17 protein-coding genes are annotated in these 20,970 nt (G+C 72.9%); 14 read left to right on the top strand and 3 right to left on the bottom strand.

What is annotated here, in order from left to right; genetic code table 11:
• Positions 1 to 68 precede the first annotated feature (68 nt).
• Entirely contained in the window at positions 69 to 422 is a 354-nt protein-coding gene (locus tag PV341_RS00905; protein ID WP_500324632.1) for a WhiB family transcriptional regulator, read from the top strand.
• 70 nt (positions 423 to 492) lie between these two features.
• On the opposite strand, the gene PV341_RS00900 is transcribed toward PV341_RS00905, so the two are convergent.
• From PV341_RS00900 to PV341_RS00890, 3 genes are all read right to left on the bottom strand, one after another.
• Complete coding sequence (locus PV341_RS00900) at positions 493 to 918, bottom strand: nuclear transport factor 2 family protein (RefSeq protein ID WP_500324633.1); 426 nt, start codon at positions 916 to 918, stop codon at positions 493 to 495.
• Between the two features lie 121 nt (positions 919 to 1,039).
• Positions 1,040 to 1,834 carry an oxidoreductase gene (locus tag PV341_RS00895; protein ID WP_500324635.1) on the bottom strand — a complete coding sequence of 265 codons (795 nt, stop codon included), beginning with the start codon at positions 1,832 to 1,834 and terminating at the stop codon, positions 1,040 to 1,042.
• 497 nt (positions 1,835 to 2,331) lie between these two features.
• Positions 2,332 to 3,132, bottom strand: coding sequence for an alpha/beta fold hydrolase (locus PV341_RS00890; RefSeq protein ID WP_500324637.1), 801 nt, complete (start codon positions 3,130 to 3,132; stop codon positions 2,332 to 2,334).
• 253 nt (positions 3,133 to 3,385) lie between these two features.
• Between PV341_RS00890 and PV341_RS00885 the strand changes: the two genes are divergently transcribed.
• The 13 genes from PV341_RS00885 (at position 3,386) to PV341_RS00825 (ending at position 20,961) form a co-directional block, all read left to right on the top strand.
• A complete protein-coding gene (locus PV341_RS00885) occupies positions 3,386 to 4,567 on the top strand; it encodes an ROK family protein (protein ID WP_500356378.1) in 1,182 nt (393 codons plus the stop codon).
• Between the two features lie 292 nt (positions 4,568 to 4,859).
• Positions 4,860 to 6,041 (top strand): ROK family protein, encoded by a 1,182-nt coding sequence (locus tag PV341_RS00880; protein WP_500324639.1) that lies wholly within the window; start codon positions 4,860 to 4,862, stop codon positions 6,039 to 6,041.
• Between the two features lie 101 nt (positions 6,042 to 6,142).
• The gene (locus PV341_RS00875) at positions 6,143 to 7,684 is read left to right on the top strand and encodes a sugar ABC transporter ATP-binding protein (protein WP_500324640.1); all 1,542 of its coding nucleotides are present in this window, start codon (positions 6,143 to 6,145) and stop codon (positions 7,682 to 7,684) included.
• Positions 7,684 to 8,721, top strand: coding sequence for an ABC transporter permease (locus tag PV341_RS00870; RefSeq protein ID WP_499515838.1), 1,038 nt, complete (start codon positions 7,684 to 7,686; stop codon positions 8,719 to 8,721). Before PV341_RS00875 ends, PV341_RS00870 begins: the two co-directional genes overlap by 1 nt.
• A gap of 85 nt (positions 8,722 to 8,806) precedes the next feature.
• Positions 8,807 to 9,844 (top strand): substrate-binding domain-containing protein, encoded by a 1,038-nt coding sequence (locus PV341_RS00865; protein WP_500324910.1) that lies wholly within the window; start codon positions 8,807 to 8,809, stop codon positions 9,842 to 9,844.
• Positions 9,845 to 9,893: 49 nt separating this feature from the next.
• Positions 9,894 to 11,108: a Gfo/Idh/MocA family protein gene (locus PV341_RS00860; protein WP_500356339.1), complete on the top strand. Its 1,215-nt coding sequence runs from the start codon at positions 9,894 to 9,896 to the stop codon at positions 11,106 to 11,108.
• A 28-nt stretch (positions 11,109 to 11,136) separates the two neighbouring features.
• Positions 11,137 to 12,141, top strand: coding sequence for a sugar phosphate isomerase/epimerase family protein (locus PV341_RS00855; RefSeq protein WP_499515840.1), 1,005 nt, complete (start codon positions 11,137 to 11,139; stop codon positions 12,139 to 12,141).
• 294 nt (positions 12,142 to 12,435) lie between these two features.
• Complete coding sequence (locus PV341_RS00850) at positions 12,436 to 16,155, top strand: ThuA domain-containing protein (protein WP_500356337.1); 3,720 nt, start codon at positions 12,436 to 12,438, stop codon at positions 16,153 to 16,155.
• 94 nt (positions 16,156 to 16,249) lie between these two features.
• Entirely contained in the window at positions 16,250 to 17,404 is a 1,155-nt protein-coding gene (locus PV341_RS00845; RefSeq protein ID WP_500324644.1) for an inositol-3-phosphate synthase, read from the top strand.
• On the top strand, positions 17,401 to 18,627 hold the full coding sequence (locus tag PV341_RS00840; RefSeq protein ID WP_500356336.1) for an SCO3242 family prenyltransferase: 1,227 nt from the start codon (positions 17,401 to 17,403) through the stop codon (positions 18,625 to 18,627). The genes PV341_RS00845 and PV341_RS00840 overlap by 4 nt, the downstream gene beginning before the upstream one ends.
• Positions 18,624 to 19,481 carry a sugar phosphate isomerase/epimerase family protein gene (locus tag PV341_RS00835; RefSeq protein WP_500324646.1) on the top strand — a complete coding sequence of 286 codons (858 nt, stop codon included), beginning with the start codon at positions 18,624 to 18,626 and terminating at the stop codon, positions 19,479 to 19,481. The genes PV341_RS00840 and PV341_RS00835 overlap by 4 nt, the downstream gene beginning before the upstream one ends.
• Positions 19,478 to 20,113: an EboA domain-containing protein gene (locus PV341_RS00830; RefSeq protein WP_500324647.1), complete on the top strand. Its 636-nt coding sequence runs from the start codon at positions 19,478 to 19,480 to the stop codon at positions 20,111 to 20,113. Before PV341_RS00835 ends, PV341_RS00830 begins: the two co-directional genes overlap by 4 nt.
• Positions 20,113 to 20,961, top strand: coding sequence for a TatD family hydrolase (locus PV341_RS00825; RefSeq protein WP_500356334.1), 849 nt, complete (start codon positions 20,113 to 20,115; stop codon positions 20,959 to 20,961). Before PV341_RS00830 ends, PV341_RS00825 begins: the two co-directional genes overlap by 1 nt.
• The last annotated feature ends 9 nt before the right edge of the window (positions 20,962 to 20,970 follow it).

Raw genomic sequence — 20,970 nt, 5'->3', positions numbered from 1 at the left:
GCACGGGGACGAGAGGAGAAGCCCCGCGCGAAGGCGCGACGGGGCGGCGGAGCGGGAGAGAGACGCCGATGAAGCTTGACGTGGTGGGGGAGCCGGGGCCGACGGGCATCGCGGGCGAGTCCGACGTCTGGGTGGAGAACTGGGGAGCGCAGGCCATGTGCCGGATGGAGGACCCGGACGTGCTGTTCGTCCAGGGCGCCGCCCAAAAGCGCGTCAAGGCCGTGTGCGGCGGATGCCCCGTGCGCACCGAATGCCTGGCCGACGCCCTCGACAACCGTACCGAGTTCGGGATCTGGGGCGGTATGACGGAGCGTGAGCGCCGCGCCCTGCTGCGCCGCCGCCCCACCGTGACCTCCTGGCGCACCCTGCTGCGGACGGCTCGCCAGGCCTACGAGCGGGGTCCGCGGCAGGCCTCGGCCTGAGCACCGGAGCAGGGGGGCCGGGCCCGTCGGGCCCGGCCCGTCGGCCTCGCGGCGACCGCTGGATCGCTCCTCAGGCCGGAGCCCCGTCGCGCTTGACCGCCGCGGTCACGGGCCGGTCCTCGACGTAGGCGTCGAACCCGACGATCCTGCCCTCCTCGACGGTGAAGACGTGCACGACCGCGGAGTCGAAGGCCTGGCCGGTGTCGCGTCCGGTGCCCTGGGTCCGCCCCACGGCGACGACCTGGCCGCCGGCCTCGAAGAGCCGCTCGATCTCGATGCGGCTCTCGATCAGGTCGAAGGTCTTCCTGAAGAACGCGGCGAAACCGGCCGGTCCGGAATACGTGCCGCTGTGGGGAAGGGCCTCGGTCACCCGGATCCGGATCTCGGGGGAGGCGATGGCCGTCAGCGTGTCGCGGTCGGAGCGCAGCATCGCGTCGTACATCGCCTCGGCGACCTCGCGTGGGGCCGAGGTCCCGGATCCGGGTGTCTCGGGCATGGCGATCTCCTGAGGTGATTCAAGGATCAACTGTTGGGAAGGTTGTCGGATCGTAGGCGAGCATAGGGGAGTCGTGGACCCGCTCGCCGGGCTGTCCGCGGACTGTCCAACGGCGCGGGTCTCAGAGGGTCTTGATCAGGCCGCCGTCGATGGTGAAGTCCGCTCCGGTGACGTTCCCGGTGCGGTCGCTGGCGAGCATGAGGACGAGGTCCGCCACCTCCTCCGGCGTGGTGAGACGTCCCGTGGCGAGACCGCCGAGGCCCGCGAGGAGCTCCGCGACCGCGCTGTCGAGGTCCTTGCCCATGGCCTGGGCCACCTGGTCGGCCATCCCGTTCTCGCCGGTCCAGATGTCGGTGGACACCGGCCCCGGGGCGATCGAGTTGACCCGGACCCCGAGCGGGCCGACCTCCTTGGACAGCGCCTTGGAGAAGTTGGTCAGGGCCGCCTTGGACGCGGTGTAGTCGATCACGCCGGGGTCGGGCAGGAAGGCGTTCACCGAGCTGACCGTGACGACGGCCCCGCGGGATTCCAGCAGTCCGGGCAGCGCGGCGCGGCAGGCCCGCACCGCGCTCATGAGGTTGAGGTTCATGGTCGCCAGCCAGTCCTCGTCGGTGACCGACAGGAAGCCCCCGAGCCGCGGCTGGACGGCGCCGACGTTGTTGACCAGGACGTCGATCCCGCCGAACCGCTCCACCGCGGTCGCGACCAGTCGCTGGACGCCTTCCTGGGTCGCGAGGTCCCCGGCCACCGGCACGACGTCGTACGACCCGGCGAGCTCCGCCAGGCCCGCCCCCGGGCTGCGGGCGCCGGCGACCACGCGCGCGCCCTCCTCCGCGAAGGCGCGGACGGTGGCGAGCCCGATGCCCCGGCTGGCTCCGGTGACGACGACGGTCTTGTCCTTGAGGTGCAGGTCCATGGCGAGCCTTTCTTGATTGATTGATACAGATCTCGGGCCCGGTCGTGATGGCGCGTTCCGGGCCGATGGTTGAAGGCTAAACCAATCTGGATCGTCCGATCAAGTAATTCCGGCCCGGCGTGACGCGCCCCACGGGGACGTGCACCAGCCTGGGCCGCAGTGCCCTGGTGAAGGAGGTCGGTCCGCACAGGTAGGCGCGCGTTCCGGGCGCCACCGCCGCCTGCGACAGGTCGGGCGCCCCCTGGCGGGCGTGGGGCGGTGCCCCCGCCGGGTCCTCGTACCAGACGTGCAGCCGGCCGCCGAGCCGCCGACGCACTCCTCCACCTCGAAGCGCGGTGGGTGCGTCCACGGTGTGCGGTCGTGGTGGAGCACGGTGACCGGCCTGCGCGATCCGGTGGCGCTCAGCTGCCGCAGCATGCTGGCCGGCGGCATGACGCCGATGCCGGAGGAGACGGGGGTGACGCACCGGGCCGCCCGCTCCCGTCAGGCGGGCCGCGTCATCCGAGCCCGTCGAGGAAAGCGGTCATCGCCTGGCGCAGCGCGTCCGGGCGCTCCAGATGGAGGTCGTGGCCCGACCCGGGAACGCCGACGGCCACCGCCCGCGGCTGCCGACGGCACATCTCCTCGGCCTCCTCGGCCCCGATGATCCCCCTCTCGGCCAGGACGACCAGCGTCGGGCACCGCAGTGCCTCCCACTCCGACCAGAAGTCCCGCTCCGCGTTCTCCCGCAGGGACGCGACCATCACGTCCCGGTCGAAGCGCGGCCACCAGCCGTCCTCGCGCCGTTCCAGGCCCTCCGCCCAGCCCCTGCCGACCGGGCCACCGCCGAGGAAGGCCGCGGCGGACTCCACCGAGGGGAAGGGCACCGGCCAGGAGTCCAGCCACGCCCCGATGTCCCCCGGAACATCCGGGTTCGGGCCGCCGGGACCCGCCTCGACCAGCACCAGGGCCCGGACCAGGTCCGGACGGGCCGCGGCGGTCAGCATCGCGGTGTGGCCGCCGAGCGACTGGCCCACCAGGATCGCCGGCCCGGTCCCCGACTCCGCGATGACGGCGGCGGTGTCGGCGACGTAGGCCGCGCGGGAGACGTCCCCGGGACGCCGCTCGGAGGCGCCGTGCCCCCGCTGGTCCACCGCGACCACGCGATGACGGCGGCTCAGCCACCCCGCCGTTTCGTCCCATTCGCCCGCATGGCCGGCCAGGCCGTGCAGCAGGACCGCCGACGGCCCCGGACCGGGCAGGTCCCGGCACTCCAGCCGTACGCCGTCGCGGACCACGGTCATCCGGGACCACGTCATCACGAACCCCTTCCCCCTCCCGACGCGGGCAGCCGTGCCGCGTGCCGTCGCCCCGCACCCTGCCGGACGCGGCGGGCGCCCGCAAACGGCGCCCCCCGGTGCCGCCCGGAGAAGGGGCCTCCGGGTGCCTTTCGGCGGTTTCTTCCCGGCCGCCCACCCCGGTGGTACGGTCCGGTCCAGTCGTGGCCCCGTCCGGAGGGTGACGAGACGCACCCGAGGATCACCGGCGAGGGAGAGGCGCGACGTGAGACGGATGACGGCCCGTCCGGCGAACGGGCACCAGGCGCGAGTGCTGCGCCTGTTGCGCGACGCGGGCCCGCAGTCGCGGGCCGTGCTCGGCGACCAGGTGGAACTCTCCCGGTCCAAGCTGGCGGTCGAGGTCGACCGCCTCCTGGAGACGGGCCTCGTGGTCCCCGACGGCCTCGCCGCCTCCCGCGGCGGACGGCCCTCCCACAACGTGCGCCTCGCGCCCTCGCTGCGCTTCCTGGGCGTGGACATCGGCGCCACCTCGGTCGACGTCGCCGTCACCAACGCCGAGCTGGAGGTGCTCGGCCACCGTGCCGCGCGGTTCGACGTGCGCGAGGGGCCCGTCGCCGTGTTCGAGCAGGTGCTGGCGATGGCGGCCGAACTGCGCGCCACCGGCGCCGCGGAGAGCTTCGACGGGGCGGGGATCGGAGTGCCCGGGCCGGTGCGGTTCCCCGACGGCGTGCCGGTCGCCCCACCGATCATGCCCGGCTGGGACGGGTTCCCCGTCCGGGAGGCCATGAGCCAGGAACTCGGCTGTCCCGTCCTGGTCGACAACGACGTGAACCTCATGGCGCTGGGGGAGCAGCACGCCGGGGTCGCCCGCTCCGTGCGGGACTTCCTCTTCGTCAAGATCGGGACCGGCATCGGCTGCGGCATCGTCGTGGGCGGGCAGGTCTACCGCGGGGTCACCGGCAGCGCCGGGGACATCGGTCACATCCAGGTGGTGCCGGGGGGCATCTCCTGCGCCTGCGGCAACCGCGGCTGTCTCGAAGCCTACTTCGGCGGGAGCGCCCTGGCCCGGGACGCGGCCGCCACGGCGGCCGCCGGGGAATCGGCGGCGCTCGCCGACCGGCTGGCCGCTGCCGGGACGCTCACCTCCGCCGACGTGGCGGCCGCCGCGGCGGCCGGGGACGGTGCCGCCCTCGACCTCATCCGGCAGGGCGGCAACCGCACGGGCCAGGTCATCGCCGGCCTGGTGAGCTTCTTCAACCCCGGACTCGTCGTGATCGGCGGCGGTCTCACCGGTCTGGGGCACACCCTCCTGGCGAGCATCCGCAGTCAGGTGTATGGCCAGTCGCTGCCGCTGGCCACTGGCAACCTGCCGATCGTCCTCAGTGAACTCGGCCCGACCGCGGGCGTGGTCGGGGCCACGCGCCTGATCAGCGACCACGTCTTCTCGCCGGTGTGACCGACGGCGGGCACCGTCCGCCGTGACGGGCCCGTCCCACCCCCGGTTCGCCACGTCGTCTCCGTGCGTGCCGTTCCGGGCGCGCCCACGCCCCCTGCCCGCAGGTGAGTTGACCTCTTCCGGACTTTGTCCTGGAACCGGAAAAAGACCTTGCTGATTCCTGCGCAACTTCTTCCCCCACTGGACGGGCGCTGCTACTTTCCCATCGAAAGCCTGACGGAGCGGGACCGGCCGACGCCGGTCCGGTATCCCCATGCCGACGGCCGGGGGAGGTGAGGGGCACATGAGACGCATGACAGCTCGACCCGCCAACGCGCATCAGGCGCGGCTCCTGCGGCTGCTCCGTGACGGCGGTCCCAACTCCCGTGCCCAGATGGGGGACCAGATCGACCTGTCCCGTTCCAAGCTCGCCGTCGAGGTCGACCGGCTGCTGGAGACGGGTCTGGTCGTCGCGGACGGCCTGGCCGCCTCGCGCGGCGGGCGGCGTTCGCACAACATCAGGCTCGCCCCGGGCCTGCGCTTCCTGGGCGTCGACATCGGCGCCACCTCGGTCGACGTCGCCGTCACCAACGCCGAGCTGGAGGTGCTCGGCCACCTCAACCACCCGATGGACGTCCGTGAGGGACCGGTCGCCGTCTTCGAGCGGATCCTCGAAATGGCCGCCAAACTCAAGGCCGCCGGCCTCGCCGAAGGCTTCGACGGCGCGGGCATCGGGGTACCGGGGCCGGTGCGGTTCCCCGAGGGCGTCCCCGTCGCCCCGCCGATCATGCCCGGCTGGGACGGCTTCCCGGTCCGCGAGGCACTCAGCCAGGAACTGGGCTGCCCCGTCATGGTCGACAACGACGTGAACCTGATGGCCATGGGGGAGCAGCACGCCGGGGTCGCGCGCTCCGTGGGCGACTTCCTCTGCGTCAAGATCGGCACCGGCATCGGCTGCGGCATCGTCGTCGGCGGAGAGGTGCACCGCGGTGTGACGGGCAGCGCCGGCGACATCGGCCACATCAGGGTCGAGGCCGACGGACGCGCCTGCGCCTGCGGCAACAAGGGCTGCCTGGAGGCCCACTTCAGCGGCGCCGCGCTCGTCCAGGACGCCCTGGAGGCGGCCAGGTCAGGGCGGTCCGCCGCCCTCGCGGCCCGGCTCGAGGCGGCCGGTCAGCTGTCCGCCGTCGACGTCGCCGCGGCTGCCGCGGTCGGTGACGCGGCGGCACTCGAACTCATCCGCGAGGGGGGCAACCGCGTCGGGCAGGTCATCGCCGGGCTCGTCAGCTTCTTCAACCCCGCACTGGTCGTGATCGGCGGCGGCGTCACCGGCCTCGGCCACACGCTGCTCGCCAGCATCCGCAGCCAGGTCTACCGCCAGTCCCTGCCCCTGGCGACCGGCAACCTCCCCATCGTCCTGGGTGAACTGGGCCCCACCGCCGGCGTGATCGGCGCGGCCCGGCTCATCAGCGACCACGTGTTCTCCCCGGCCTGATCCCCCCACCGGCCAAGCGCTCCACCGGCACCACGGCACCACCGGCTCCACTGCACGCTCCGCACGCGTACGTGTCACCCGCACCCGCCGAGGGGATCGTCATGGCACCACAACCACCGGCACCGCCGCCCGCGACAGCGGCGCCGCTGCTCACCATGTCCGGCATCACCAAGTCCTTCCCCGGCGTCCGCGCCCTGGACGGCGTCGACCTGGACGTCCAGGCCGGCGAGGTGCACTGCCTCCTCGGCCAGAACGGCGCGGGGAAGTCCACCCTCATCAAGGTGCTCGCCGGGGCCCACCAGCCCGACGGCGGGGAGATCACCTGGCGCGGGGAACCGGTGTCGCTGAAGTCGCCGATCGCCGCCATGCGGCTCGGCATCGCGACCATCTACCAGGAACTCGACCTGGTCGAGGGGCTGTCCGTGGCCGAGAACGTCTTCCTCGGCCACGAACCGACCACCGCCGGCTTCGTCGTGCGCGGACGCGACGCACGCCGTGAAGCGGCCGTCCTGCTGCGCCGGCTCGGCCACCCCGAGATCGACCCCGCCCGCCGCGTCGGTGACCTCTCGGCCGCCCAGCAGCAGATCGTCTCGATGGCCCGGGCGCTCTCCCACGACGTGCGCCTCATCGTCATGGACGAGCCGTCCGCCGCGCTGGACCCCGAGGAGACCGACAACCTGCTGCGCATCGTCGGGCAGCTGACCGCAGACGGCGTCGCGGTCGTCTACATCTCCCACCGGCTGGAGGAGATCCGCCGCGTCGGCGACCGGGTCACCGTCCTGAAGGACGGCCGCGCGGTCGCCGGCGGACTCCCCGCCAAGTCGATGCCCACGCGCGACATCGTCGCCCTCATGACGGGCCGTGACGTCGAGTACGTCTTTCCGCCGCGTCCCGCGGGACCGCGCTCCGGCGATCCCGTCCTGCGGGTCGAAGGGCTCGCCCGCGACGGCGAGTTCGCCGCCGTGGACCTGGAAGTGCGTCCGGGGGAGATCGTCGGGCTCGCCGGACTCGTGGGCTCCGGACGGTCGGAGATCCTCGAGACGCTCTACGGTGCCAGGAAGCCCACCGCCGGCCGGGTGACCGTCGACGGCCGGCCCCTCAAACCCGGCAGCGTCCGCTCCGCCGTCCGCGCCGGTCTGGGACTGGCGCCCGAGGAGCGCAAGGCGCAGGCACTGCTGATGCTGGAGTCCGTCACGCGCAACGTGTCGGTGTCCACGCTCGCCCGCTTCTCCCGGGCCGGCTGGCTCGACCGCAGGGAGGAACGACGGGCCGCACAGGAGTCCACCCGGTCGCTGTCGCTGCGGCCCGACAACCCCGACGCCCGGGTGCGCACCCTGTCCGGGGGCAACCAGCAGAAGGCCGTCCTGGCCCGCTGGCTGCTGCGCGGCTGCCGCGTCCTGCTGCTCGACGAGCCGACCCGGGGCGTCGACGTCGGCGCCCGCGCCGAGCTGTACGCGGTGATCCGCCGGCTCGCCGACGACGGGCTCGCCGTACTCCTCGTCTCCAGCGAGGTCCCCGAAGTCCTGGGGCTCGCGGACCGGGTGCTGGTGCTCCGTGAGGGACGCGTCGTGCACACGGCGCCCGCGACGGAGCTGGACGAACACCGCGTACTCGACCTCGTCATGGAAGGGAGCCCGAGCTGATGACACAGCCCGCTTCCCAGGCCCCGCAGGCACCGACGCCGCCCGCGGACGCGTCCCCCGTCACGAAGGGCGGCGGCCGGCGTCCGGCGCTGGGGCTCCACGCCGACGTCCGCAACCTGTCCCTGCTCGGCGTCCTCGCCGCCCTCGTCCTGGTCGGGGGCATCACACAGCCCGACGCCTTCCTGGACGTCTCCAACCTCCAACTGGTGCTCACGCAGGCGTCCGTCATCGGTGTCGTCACCGTCGGCATGACCTTCGTGATCACCAGCGGGGGCATCGACCTGTCCGTCGGCGCGATCGTCGCGCTCTCCTCCGTGTGGGCGACGACCCTCGCCACCCAGGAGTACGGCTTCGCGGGCATCCTCTTCACCGCGGTCGTCGTCGGCGTCGGCTGCGGGCTGGTCAACGGGGTGCTCATCGCCTACGGCGGCATGGTGCCGTTCATCGCGACCCTCGCCATGCTCGCCTCGGCACGCGGGCTCGCCCTGTACCTCACCGACGGCAAGACGCAGATCGTCACCGTGAACTCGGTGCTCGACCTCGGCCTTCCCGCCAGCTACGTCCTCGGCATCCCGCCGCTGGTGCTGGTCTTCGCCGGGGTCACCGTCATCGGCTGGCTGGTGCTGAACCGGACGACGTTCGGGCGCCGGACCGTGGCCGTCGGCGGCAACGCGGAGGCGGCCCGCCTCGCCGGCATCGACGTCCGCCGGCAGCGGCTCTACCTCTACCTGCTGTCCGGGCTGTGCTGCGGCATCGCGGCCTTCATGCTGATCATCCTGTCCGGCTCGGGCCAGAACACCAACGGAAACCTCTACGAACTCGACGCCATCGCCGCAGCGATCATCGGCGGCACGCTGCTCAGCGGCGGCCGCGGCACGATCGTCGGCTCCGTCCTGGGCGTCCTGGTGTTCATCACCATCCAGAACATCTTCGCCCTCAACAACCTGGAGAGCGCCGTCCAGCAGATCGCCAAGGGAGCGATCATCGTGGCCGCCGTCCTGGTCCAGCGCAGCACCGTGCGCAACGGCGACGGCTGACACAGCCCGTCGCCCCCGCTCCACCCGACAACCCGCACGCGCCCCGCACCGCCCTATCCCGGAGGGTTTCACCGCCATGCCACGAATCCCGGTCACCAGCCGCAGAGGACTGCTCTTCGGCGCCGCCGCCGTCTCCGCCGGAGCGGCCCTCACCGCCTGCACCAGCAACGAGCCGAAGAAGGCGGGCACGGCCGCCACCAAGGCCCCGGCCGCCGACGACAAGCCCGGCACGCCGGTCACGATCGGCTTCGCCGGCCCGCAGGCCGACCACGGCTGGCTCAACGCCATCAACCAGAACGCCAAGGACCGCGCCGCGAAGTACTCCGAGGTGACGCTGGAGATCACCGAGGGCTCCAACGACACCGCCGCCCAGATCGGGCAGATCCAGACGCTGATCAACAAGAAGGTCGACGTCCTGGTCATCCTGCCGGCCGACGGCAAGGCCCTCACCCAGGTGGGCCTGCAGGCCATGAAGGCCGGCATCCCGGTGATCAACCTGGACCGGATCTTCGCCTCCCCGCAGGCGTACCGCTGCTGGATCGGCGGCGACAACTACGGCATGGGGCTCAACGCCGGCCGCTACATCGGCGAGCAGCTCAAGGACAAGCCGGACGCCAAGGTCGTCGAGCTCGCCGGCATCGACAACCTGGAGCTGACCCGGCAGCGCACCCAGGGCTTCGACGACGCTCTGAAGAACTACCCCAACATCAGGAAGGTGGCCCGGCAGGCCGCCGAGTTCACCGTCGAGACCGGCCAGGCCAAGATGGCCCAGCTGCTGCAGGCGCAGAAGCAGTTCGACGCGCTGTGGAACCACGACGACGACCAGGGCGTCGGTGCCCTGCGCGCGATCGCGCAGGCGGGCCGTGACGAGTTCTTCATGGTCGGCGGCGCGGGGTCCAAGTCGGCGATGGACGCCATCAAGGCCGACAACGGCGTGCTGAAGGCGACCGTCCTGTACCCGCCCACCATGGCCGCCTCCGCCATCGACCTGGCCCGAGCGCTCGGACAGAAGAAGGGCGTCGGCGGGTTGTCGGAGCTGGAGATCCCCGCGTCGATCACCCTGTACTCGGCCGTCGTCACCAAGGAGAACGTCGACGAGTACCTGCCGACGGGCTTCATCTAACAGATCCGCCCCGCCCGTCCGAACCGAGCAACCGACGAGGAGCAACGGCATGGCTGATATGGCCGGCAAGGAAGACAGTGAGGCAGGGGCCGCTTCGCCGGCGCTCGGCATCGGCATGGTCGGCTACGCCTTCATGGGCGCCACCCACTCCCACGCGTGGCGCACCGTGGGCCGCGTGTTCGACCTGCCGATGAGGCCCGTCCTGGCCGCGATCGGCGGCCGGGACGAGGGGGCGGTGCGGGCCGCGGCCGCCCGGCACGGCTGGGCCGCCGCGGAGACGGACTGGCGGGCACTGGTGGACCGGGACGACGTCCAGCTGGTGGACGTGTGCACCCCCGGGGACAGCCACGCCGAGATCGCCATCGCGGCGCTCGAGGCGGGCAAGCACGTCCTGTGCGAGAAGCCGCTGGCCAACTCGGTCGCCGAGGCGGAGGCCATGGCCGCGGCGGCCGAGTTGGCGGCCGCCCGCGGCCAGGTGGCCATGGTCGGCTTCAACTACCGGCGGGTGCCGGCGGTCGCCTACGCCCGCCGGCTCATCGCGGACGGGAGGGTGGGCACCATCCGCCACGTGCGGGTGACCTACCTCCAGGACTGGCTCGTCGACCCGGACTTCCCGCTGACCTGGCGGCTGAAGCGCGAGTACGCGGGCTCCGGGGCGCTCGGTGACCTCGGCGCGCACGCCGTCGACCTCGCGCAGTACCTGGCGGGGGAGCACCTGGTGGGGGTCTCGGCGCTCACCGAGACGTTCGTACGGGAGCGGCCCGAGCTGGCCGGCACGTCGTCGGGGCTGTCGGGCTCCGGGAGCACCCGGCGGGGGCCGGTCACCGTCGACGACGCGGCGCTGTTCACCGGGCGGCTGGCCTCGGGGGCGCTCGCCTCCTTCGAGGCCACGAGGATGGCCTCGGGGCGCAAGAACGCCCTGCGGCTGGAGATCAACGGCGAGCGCGGCTCGCTCGCCTTCGACCTGGAGCGGCTGAACGAGCTGTCGTTCCACGACCACACCGAGCCCGCCGACTCGGCCGGCTTCCGGCGGATCCTGGTGACCGAGCCGGGCCATCCGTACCTGGAGGCGTGGTGGCCGCCCGGCCACGCGCTCGGTTACGAGCACACCTTCACCCACCAGGCGCGCGACCTCGTCCTCGGGATCGCCGAAGGGGTCGCCCCGGCGCCGTCGTTCGCCGACGGGCTGCAGGTGCAGCGGGTCCTGGCGGCGGTGGAGGAGAGCGCCGAGAAGAACGCCGTCTACACCCCCGTCCCCGCCTGACCACGCCCGTATCGAGGAGGCCCTCGCCGTGCCACGACCCTTCACCCTCTTCACCGGCCAGTGGGCCGACCTGCCCCTGGAGGAGGTCTGCCGGCTCGCCCGCGACTTCGGTTACGACGGGCTCGAACTCGCCTGCTGGGGCGACCACTTCGAGGTCGACAAAGCCCTGGCCGACCCCGCCTACCTGGACGGGCGGCGGGCGCTGCTCGACAAGTACGGCCTGAAGTGCTGGGCGGTCTCCAACCACCTGGTCGGACAGGCCGTCTGCGACAACCCGATCGACGAGCGCCACAAGGGGATCCTGCCCGCCCGGATCTGGGGCGACGGTGAGCCGGAGGGCGTCCGGCAGCGGGCCGCGCGCGAGCTGGCCGACACCGCGCGCGCCGCGGCCGCCTTCGGGGTGCGCACCGTCATCGGCTTCACCGGCTCGTCGATCTGGCACCTGGTCGCCATGTTCCCGCCGGTCCCGGAGCGGATGATCGAGCGCGGCTTCGAGGACTTCGCCGAGCGGTGGAACCCGATCCTGGACGTCTACGACGCCGAGGGGGTCCGCTTCGCCCACGAGGTCCACCCGGCCGAGATCGCCTACGACTACTGGACCACGCACCGCGCGCTGGAGGCCGTCGGCCACCGGCCGGCCTTCGGGTTGAACTTCGACCCGAGCCACTTCGTGTGGCAGGACCTCGACCCCGTCGGGTTCCTGTGGGACTTCAAGGACCGCATCTACCACGTCGACTGCAAGGAGGCCCGCAAGCGCCTCGACGGCCGCAACGGGCGCATGGGCTCCCACCTGCCGTGGGGCGACCCGCGGCGCGGCTGGGACTTCGTCTCGGCCGGGCACGGCGACGTGCCGTGGGAGGACGTGTTCCGGATGCTCCGGTCGATCGGATACGACGGCCCGATCTCCGTCGAGTGGGAGGACGCCGGGATGGACCGCCTCGCGGGCGCCCCGGAAGCGCTTTCCCTCCTGAAGCGGTACGACTTCGATCCGCCTGCGGCGTCCTTCGACGCCGCGTTCGGAGGCAACGACTAGGCGTCACCGCAGGTCACAGCACACATCCCGCAGCCCGGCGGCCGCCGCCGCCGGGCCTGTCGGGCTGCCCGGGCCCAGCTTTGTCCTGGCGCTGGAGAAAGTTCAACTTATTCACCGCGCAAGGCCTTTCGGTCCGGGACGAACCCGGCTACCGTCCCTGAGGTGTACAGGACACAGGCCTGAAACACGAGGCCGGTCCTGAGCGGCACCCGACCAGCGTGACGGCGCACGCCGGTCCCCGGATCTTCCGCACGGCAGCTGCATCCGCCCGTACGACCTTCCCGGAGGACACACGTGCACAGAAAACGGCCCGGAGCATCCAGAACCCGATTCCGGCAGGGACTCGCGCTCCTCACCGGCGGCCTCCTCGCCGCCACGTCCCTCGTCATCTCCGCCCCCTTGGGCGCCTCGGCCCGGCCCCTCGACACGGAGCCCGCGGCCGCGGCGGCGGAGGAGTTCCAGCAGGTCACCCTCGCCAAGGGGGAGCCCGAGACGGGCGAGCCCATGTCCCTCGCGGTCCTGCCCGACCGCAGCGTGCTGCACACCTCGCGCGACGGCGAGCTGCGCAGGACCGACGCCGCCGGCACCACCACCGTGATCGGAACGGTCCCCGTCTACACGCACGACGAGGAGGGCCTCCAAGGCGTCGGCATCGACCCGGACTTCAGCGAGAACCGGGCGATCTTCCTCTACTACGCGCCCCCGCTCGACACCCCCGCAGGCGACGCCCCCGACCAGGGGACGGCCGAGGACTTCGCCAAGTTCGACGGCGTCAACCGGCTCTCGCGCTTCACGCTGAACGCCGACTGGACCCTCGACAACGCCAGCGAGAAGAAGGTCCTCGACGTCGCCACGACCCGCGGCATCTGCTGCCACGTCGGCGGTGACATCGACTTCGACGCCCAGGGCAACCTGTACCTGTCGACCGGCGACGACTCCAACCCCTTCGCCTCCGACGGCTACGCGCCCATCGACGACCGCCCGGGCCGCAACCCCGCCTACGACGCCCGCCGCACCTCCGGCAACACCAACGACCTGCGCGGCAAGCTGCTGCGGATCAAGGTCGCCGACGACGGTTCGTACACGATCCCCGAGGGCAACCTCTTCGCCCCGGGCACGGACAGGACCCGGCCCGAGATCTACGCCATGGGCTTCCGCAACCCGTTCCGCTTCAGCGTCGACAAGAAGACCGGCATCGCCTACGTCGGCGACTACGGACCCGACGCCGGCGCGGCCGACCCCAAGCGCGGCCCCGGCGGCCAGGTCGAGTTCGCCCGCGTGACGAAGGCCGGCAACTTCGGCTGGCCCTTCTGCACCGGCGACAACGACCCGTACGTCGACTACGACTTCGCGACCGGGCAGTCCGGCGCGACCTTCGACTGCGCCGCGCCGAAGAACGACTCGCCGTACAACACGGGCCTGACCGACCTGCCGCCCGCGCAGGCCGCGTGGATCCCCTACGACGGCGGTTCCGTGCCCGAGTTCGGCTCCGGCTCCGAGTCCCCCATGGGCGGCCCGGTCTACCGGTACGACCCCGAACTGGACTCCCCGGTGAAGTTCCCCGAGGCCTACGACGGCGACTTCTTCGCCGGCGAGTTCGGGCGCCGCTGGATCAAGCGCATCGACCAGGGCGAGGACGGCACGGTCCAGTCCATCAACGACGTGCCCTGGACCGGCACGCAGATCATGGACATGGCCTTCGGCCCGGACGGCGCGCTGTACGTCCTCGACTACGGCACCGCCTGGTTCGGCGGTGACGAGCACTCCGCCCTCTACCGGATCGAGAACGCCACCGACGGCCGCTCCCCGAGCGCCGAGGCGTCCGCGAACAAGACCTCGGGCACCGCACCGCTGAAGGTCACCTTCTCCTCGGCCGGCACCACCGACCCCGACGGCGACACGCTCGCCTACAGCTGGGACTTCGGCGACGGCGGCACCTCCACCGCGGCCGACCCCGCGCACACCTACCGTACGAACGGCACCTACACCGCGACCCTCACGGTGAAGGACCCGACCGGGCGCACCGCGACCGCGAGCGTCCAGGTCGTCGTCGGCAACACCGCGCCCAAGGTGACCCTGGAACTACCCGCCGAGGGGGCCCTGTTCAGCTTCGGCGACGAGATCCCGTTCAAGGTGACCGTCACCGACCCCGAGGACGGGACCGTCGACTGCTCCAAGGTCAAGGTCACCTACGTCCTCGGCCACGACAGCCACGGCCACCCCGTGACCTCCGTTAACGGCTGCTCCGGCGCCATCAAGACCTCCGCCGACGGCGGCCACGACCCCAACGCCAACATCTTCGGCGTCATCGACGCCGAGTACACCGACGGCGGGGGCGGCGGCCAGGAGGCGCTGCCCGGCCACGACCAGGCGCAGCTGCAGCCGCGCCACCGGCAGGCCGAGCACTTCACGGGCTCGTCCGGCGTCGACCTCTTCGACAAGGCCGAGGCCCACGGCGGCCGCACCGTCGGCAACATCGACGACGGCGACTGGATCTCCTTCAAGCCCTACAACCTCACCGGCTCCGTCCGGCTGACCGCCCGCGTTTCCTCCGGAGGCTCCGGTGGCTTCCTCGAGGTGCGCACCGGCTCGGCGACCGGCCCGATCCTGGGCTCCGCCCCCGTACCGGTGACCGGCAGCTGGGAGACCTTCCAGGAGATCGACGTACCGCTGCGCGCCGTGCCGAAGAAGACCACCGAGCTGTTCCTGGTCTTCAAGGGCGGCTCCGGGGCGCTCTACGACCTCGACGATTTCGAGCTCTCCAACGTCCCGGCAGACCGCGCCGCCAAGCGCGTCCTGGTCTTCTCCAGGACCGCCGGGTTCCGCCACGACGCCATCCCCACCGGCGTCGCCGCGCTGAAGGAGCTCGGCGCCACCGCCAACATCACCGTCGACGCCACCGAGGAGCCGCGTCAGTTCACCAGCAACAACCTGGCGCGCTACGACGCGGTGGTGTTCCTGTCGACCACCGGTGACGTCCTCAACGCCGATCAGCAGCAGGCGTTCGAGAATTACGTCAAGGGCGGGGGCGCCTACATGGGCGTCCACGCCGCCGCCGACACCGAGTACGACTGGCCCTTCTACGGCGGCCTCGTCGGCGCCTACTTCCAGGGGCACCCGCAGATCCAGAAGGCCACCGTCCGCGCCGAGGACCACACGCACCCCGCCACCGCGCACCTCGACGAGGCCGGCTGGGAGCGCACCGACGAGTGGTACAACTACCGCACCAACCCGCGCGGCCAGGCCCGCGTCCTCGCCACCCTGGACGAGACCACCTACCAGGGCGGCACGATGAAGGGCGACCACCCGATCGCGTGGTGCCAGACCTACCAGTCCGGGCGCTCCTTCTACACCGGTCTCGGGCACACCAAGGAGTCCTACGCCGAGCCGGCCTTCCGCCAGCACCTCCTGGGCGGACTGCGCTACGCCGTCGGACAGGTCAAGGCCGACTGCAAGCCGCAGACGGGCTACCGCGACCTGTTCAACGGGTACACCTCGGAGGGCTGGAAGCAGGCGGGCCCCGGCAAGTTCAACGTCGTCGACGGTGAACTGCGCACCGAGGGCGGCATGGGCCTGCTGTGGTACCAGGCCAAGCAGTACGGCGCGTACTCCCTGAAGCTCGACTGGAAGATGGACGGCGACGACAACTCCGGTGTCTTCGTGGGCTTCCCGGCCTCCGACGACCCCTGGTCAGCGGTGGACAAGGGCTACGAGATCCAGATCGACGCCTCCGACGCCCCCGACCGCACCACCGGCTCCGTCTACAGCTTCAAGTCGGCCAACCTCAAGGCCCGCGACCAGGTGCTGCGTCCCCCGGGCCAGTGGAACAGCTACGAGATCAAGGTCCAGGGTGAACGGCTCCAGGTCTTCCTCAACGGAGTCAAGATCAACGACTTCACCAACACCGACCCCGCCCGCAGCCTGAAGGACGGCTACATCGGCCTGCAGAACCACGGGGCCGACGACCAGGTGTCCTTCCGGAACGTACAGATCAAGGAACTTCCCTCCTCGTAGGGCAGTCCCTGCCGGCACCCACGAGCCGGCGGCGGGCGGGGAGACGCCGTGCCCCCGCCCGCCGCCCCCCACCACTCGCACCAGGGAGGCAGCCGTGACGAACCCCCCCGCCCCGGCACCGGCATCGGACCACCGGTCGCCCGCACGCACCGGAGTGTGGCTCATCGGAGCCCGCGGCTCCGTCGCCACCACCGCCGTCGCGGGATGCGCGGCGATCACCGCCGGGCTCCACCCCGCGACGGGCATGGTGAGCGAGACCGCTCCCTTCGCCTCGGCCGGCCTTCCACCACTCCCTTCCCTGGTCTTCGGCGGCCACGACACGGCCGCCTGCCCGCTGGGCAAGCGGGCGGAACAGCTCGCGGAGGGCGGCGTGCTGCCGTACGGCCTGCCGGCCGCGCTCCGCGCCGAACTCGCCGCCGCCGACGCCGAGATCCGCACCGGCGGCCCGCTCCCCGGCGACACCCGCGGTGACGAGGAGCTGATCGCGGCGTTCGCGGCGGACATCACCGCCTTCACCCACCGCCACGACCTGGCGCGGACCGTCGTCGTCAACGTCGCCTCCACCGAGCCCGTTCCCGAGCCCGGGAGCGACCGCCTCCCGGCGAGCTCCCTCTACGCGGCGGCGGCGATCGAGGCCGGATGCGCCTACGTGAACTTCACCCCCTCCACCGGGATACGGACCCGGGACCTCGCCGAGGCGGCCTCCGCCCGCGGCCTGCCTCACGCGGGACGGGACGGCAAGACGGGGCAGACCCTGCTCCGCTCCGTCCTCGCCCCGATGTTCGTGCAACGCGCGCTGTCGGTACGGGCCTGGTCCGGCACCAACCTGCTCGGCGGCGGCGACGGGGCGGTCCTCGCCGACCCCGCGGCGGCCGCGGCGAAGAACGCCGGCAAGGAGCGCGTCCTCGCCGACGCCCTCGGCGCCGCCCCCGAGGGCGAGGTGCACATCGACGACGTCCCCGCCCTCGGCGACTGGAAGACGGCCTGGGACCACATCGCCTTCGACGGCTTCCTCGGCACCCGCATGGTCCTCCAGACCACCTGGCAGGGATGCGACTCCGCCCTCGCCGCCCCGCTCGTCCTCGACCTCGCCCGCTTCGCGGCCCGCGCCCAGGAGGCCGGTCTGAGCGGACCCCTCCCCGAGCTGGGCTTCTACTTCAAGGACCCCGACCCGGGCGCCCCCGCGGCGCTCTCCGAGCAGTACGGGGAGCTGCTGGCCCTCGCCGTGAGGCTGGGGGAGTCCCGGTGAGGGCACCGGGAGCGGGGCGGCTGCGGGCCCTGGCCGTCGTGGCGGCCCTCGGCGTCGTGACGGCGTTCGCCGCGCGCCACCCAGCGCGCGGCACGGTGCACGACACCGTCCCGCGGGGCGGGGCGGCGCGCGGCACCCACCGGCCCGGGGCGGAGGAGGGGGCCGCCCCGGGCGGGTGCGACGACGCCCGGCCCGCCGGGCCCGGGAGCGCCGACGACGCCGGCGACGCCGAGGCGGAACGGCCCGCACCGGCCCCACGGCTGTGGGACTGGGCCGAACTCCTGCGCGTCTCCGCCCTGTTCACCGTCCCGGGCGACGCCCTCGCGGGCGCCGCCGCGACGGGACGCGGTCCCCGCCGCGGCACGTTCCTCGCCATCGGCAGCTCGCTGTGCCTCTACCACGCGGGCATGGCGCTCAACGACTGGGCCGACCGCGACGAGGACGCCGTCGACCGCCCCCACCGGCCCCTCCCCTCGGGCCGGATCAGCCCAGCCGCCGCCCTGACGGCCGCCGGGGCGCTCACCGCGGCCGGCCTGGCGCTCGCGGCCCGCGCGGGACGCGCCCCGCTCGCCCTCGCCACCACCCTCGCGGCGACGGTCTGGGCGTACGACCTGCGTCTTAAGCACACGGCGGCGGGACCGGCCGCCATGGCCACCGCACGCGCCCTCGACCTCGTGCTCGGCGCGGCGGCCACCCGTCCCCGGGCGCTCGCCGCTGCGCTGCCCCACGCCGCCCTGCTCGGCGCACACACCTACGCGGTCACCACCGTCTCCCGCAACGAGACGCAGGGCGGCTCCAGCAGGGCACCGCTCGCAGCGCTGGTCACGACCACGGCGATCGCCGCCGTCACGGCCGACGCCGCCCGGACGCTGCACCACCTGCGTGCGTCCACACGCCCGCCGTCGGCCACTGCCCGGCACGGGTCGGGCGGTGGCCGGCGCGGGCGACCGGCCCCGAGGACGGAGCAACCACCGGCCCTGCCCCACGTCCTGACGGCACTGGCCTCCGCGGCCTACGCCGGCACGGCGCTCACCCCCTTCCTGCACGCGGCTCTCAACCCGTCACCGCAGCTCACCCAGCGCGCGGTCGGCGGCGGGATCCGCGCCATGATCCCGTTGCAGGCCGCCCTGGCGGCCCGCTCCGGCTCGGGAGCATCCGCGGCGGCCGTCCTCGCCCTCGGCCCCGTAGCCCGCCGGGTCGCCAGGAAGGTGAGCCCCACATGAGCCTGCGCCTCGGCTACGGAACCAACGGCCTCACCGACCTCCGCCTCGATGACGCCCTCTCCCTCCTCGCCGACCTGGGCTACGACGGCGTCGGACTGACCCTCGACCACATGCACCTCGACCCGCTGGCACCCGACCTCGCCGCCCGCACCCGGCGCCTCGCGGGACGGCTGTCCGCGCTCGGCCTCGAGGTCACCGTCGAGACCGGCGCCCGCTACGTCCTCGACCCGCGCCGCAAGCACGGTCCCTCCCTCCTCGACCCGGACCCCGACGCCCGCGCCGCCCGCACCCGGTTGCTCGTCCGCGCCGTCCAGGTCGCCGCCGACCTCGGGGCCCACGCCGTGCACTGCTTCAGCGGGATCACGCCCGCCGGCACGTCGTCCGCAACCGCATGGCAGCGGCTCGAAGGCGCCCTCGCACCCGTCCTGGACGCGGCGTCCACCGCGGGGGTCCCGCTCGCGGTCGAGCCCGAGCCCGGTCACCTCCTCGCGTGCCTCGACGACTTCCACCACCTGCGCGGCCTGCTCGGCGACCCCGAACCCCTCGGACTCACCCTCGACATCGGCCACTGCCAGTGCCTGGAACCGGCGCCCCCCGCAGACTGCGTCAAACAGGCCGCCCCCTGGCTCCGCCACGTCCAGATCGAGGACATGCGCCGCGGCGTCCACGAACACCTCCCCTTCGGCCACGGGGAGATCGACTTCCCGCCCGTCCTCCAGGCCCTGGCGGACACCGGCTACGAGGGCCTGACCGTCGTGGAACTTCCCCGCCACTCCCACGCCGGACCCGAACTCGCCCGCACCTCCCTCGACTTCCTGCGCTCCCACACCCCCGCGAACGGAGCCACGGCATGACGACACCCACCCGCGAGGGCCTCCAGGGCCGGCTCGGCGACGCCGCCGGCGCCTGGCTCGACGCGGCCCTTGCCGAAGCCGGAGCCGCCCGCGACGGCACCACGGACGACGACACCCCCACCACACCCTCCTCCGTGCCCGCCTGGGAACAGCGCTTCGCCTCCGCGGGCCGCCACTGCGGCCAGGAGCACGCCGACGCCGCCCGCGTGCTGCTCCTACGGGAGGCCCGCGCCGACGCCGCCACGCTGACCCGCCTGTACCGGCAGGGCACCGCCGCGGAGCGCCGCGCCGTCCTCCTCGCGCTGCCGCACCTCGCGCCGGCCCCCGCCGACGGGGTGCCCCTCGTCGAGGACGCCCTGCGCACCAACGACACGCGGCTCGTCGCCGCCGCCGTCGGCCCCTACGCCGCGGAGCACCTCGACCCGCACACCTGGCGTCACGCCCTCCTCAAATGCCTGTTCACCGGAGTGCCGGTGGACGCGGCCGCCCGGCTCGAGGACCGGGCACGCGGCGACGCGGAACTGGCCCGCATGCTCGGCGACTACGCGGCGGAACGCACCGCCGCGGGCCGGCCCGTCCCCGCGGACCTCCACCGCGCCCTCGCCCTGACGTCCCGGACGGAGGAGTCCTGATGCGCATCTTCGACCCCCACATCCACATGACCTCCCGCACCACGGACGACTACGAGGCCATGTACGCCGCCGGTGTCCGCGCCCTGGTCGAACCCTCCTTCTGGCTCGGTCAGCCCCGCACCTGCCCCGAGTCCTTCTTCGACTACTTCGACTCCCTCCTGGGCTGGGAACCCTTCCGCGCCGCGCAGTACGGCATCGCCCACCACTGCACCGTCGCCCTGAACCCCAAGGAGGCGAACGACCCGCGCTGCCTCCCCGTCCTCGACGCGCTGCCCCGCTTCCTCGTCAAGGACAACGTCGTCGCCGTCGGCGAGATCGGCTACGACTCGATGACCCCCGCCGAGGACACCGCCCTCGCCACCCAGCTCCAGCTCGCCGCCGACCACGGACTGCCCGCCCTCGTCCACACCCCGCACCGCGACAAGCTCACCGGGATGCGCCGCACCATCGACGTCGTCCGCGAGTCCGCGCTCGACCCCGAGCACGTCCTGCTCGACCACCTGAACGAGACCACGGTGAAGGAGGCCGCCGACAGCGGCTGCTGGCTGGGCTTCTCCATCTACCCCGACACCAAGATGGACGAGGACCGCATGGTCGCCGTGCTGAAGGCCTACGGTACCGAGAAGACGCTGGTCAACTCCGCAGCGGACTGGGGGAAGAGCGACCCCCTCAAGACCCGCAGGACCGCGGACGCGATGCTCGCCGCCGGCTTCACCGCCGACGACGTCGACCAGGTCCTGTGGCGCAACCCCGTCGTCTTCTACGGCCGCAGCGGCAAGCTGCAGCTCGACGTCCCGGCCCCCGCGGACCTGCACGAGGGCAACTCCATCCTCCGCGGCGGGGAATGAGGAGGCGGT

Source organism: Streptomyces sp. PA03-1a (assembly GCF_033792805.1).
Lineage (GTDB): Bacteria > Actinomycetota > Actinomycetes > Streptomycetales > Streptomycetaceae > Actinacidiphila.
The sequence above is the reverse complement of the archived record's forward strand: the minus strand, read 5'-3'. Positions and strand labels throughout refer to the sequence as shown.

Coding starts and splice junctions, on each gene's coding strand:
- PV341_RS00905 (WP_500324632.1), top strand. CDS start 69: ATGAAGCTTGACGTGGTGGGGGAGCCGGGGCCGACGGGCATCGCGGGC.
- PV341_RS00900 (WP_500324633.1), bottom strand. CDS start 918: ATGCCCGAGACACCCGGATCCGGGACCTCGGCCCCACGCGAGGTCGCC.
- PV341_RS00895 (WP_500324635.1), bottom strand. CDS start 1,834: ATGGACCTGCACCTCAAGGACAAGACCGTCGTCGTCACCGGAGCCAGC.
- PV341_RS00890 (WP_500324637.1), bottom strand. CDS start 3,132: ATGACGTGGTCCCGGATGACCGTGGTCCGCGACGGCGTACGGCTGGAG.
- PV341_RS00885 (WP_500356378.1), top strand. CDS start 3,386: ATGACGGCCCGTCCGGCGAACGGGCACCAGGCGCGAGTGCTGCGCCTG.
- PV341_RS00880 (WP_500324639.1), top strand. CDS start 4,860: ATGACAGCTCGACCCGCCAACGCGCATCAGGCGCGGCTCCTGCGGCTG.
- PV341_RS00875 (WP_500324640.1), top strand. CDS start 6,143: ATGGCACCACAACCACCGGCACCGCCGCCCGCGACAGCGGCGCCGCTG.
- PV341_RS00870 (WP_499515838.1), top strand. CDS start 7,684: ATGACACAGCCCGCTTCCCAGGCCCCGCAGGCACCGACGCCGCCCGCG.
- PV341_RS00860 (WP_500356339.1), top strand. CDS start 9,894: ATGGCTGATATGGCCGGCAAGGAAGACAGTGAGGCAGGGGCCGCTTCG.
- PV341_RS00835 (WP_500324646.1), top strand. CDS start 18,624: ATGAGCCTGCGCCTCGGCTACGGAACCAACGGCCTCACCGACCTCCGC.
- PV341_RS00830 (WP_500324647.1), top strand. CDS start 19,478: ATGACGACACCCACCCGCGAGGGCCTCCAGGGCCGGCTCGGCGACGCC.
- PV341_RS00825 (WP_500356334.1), top strand. CDS start 20,113: ATGCGCATCTTCGACCCCCACATCCACATGACCTCCCGCACCACGGAC.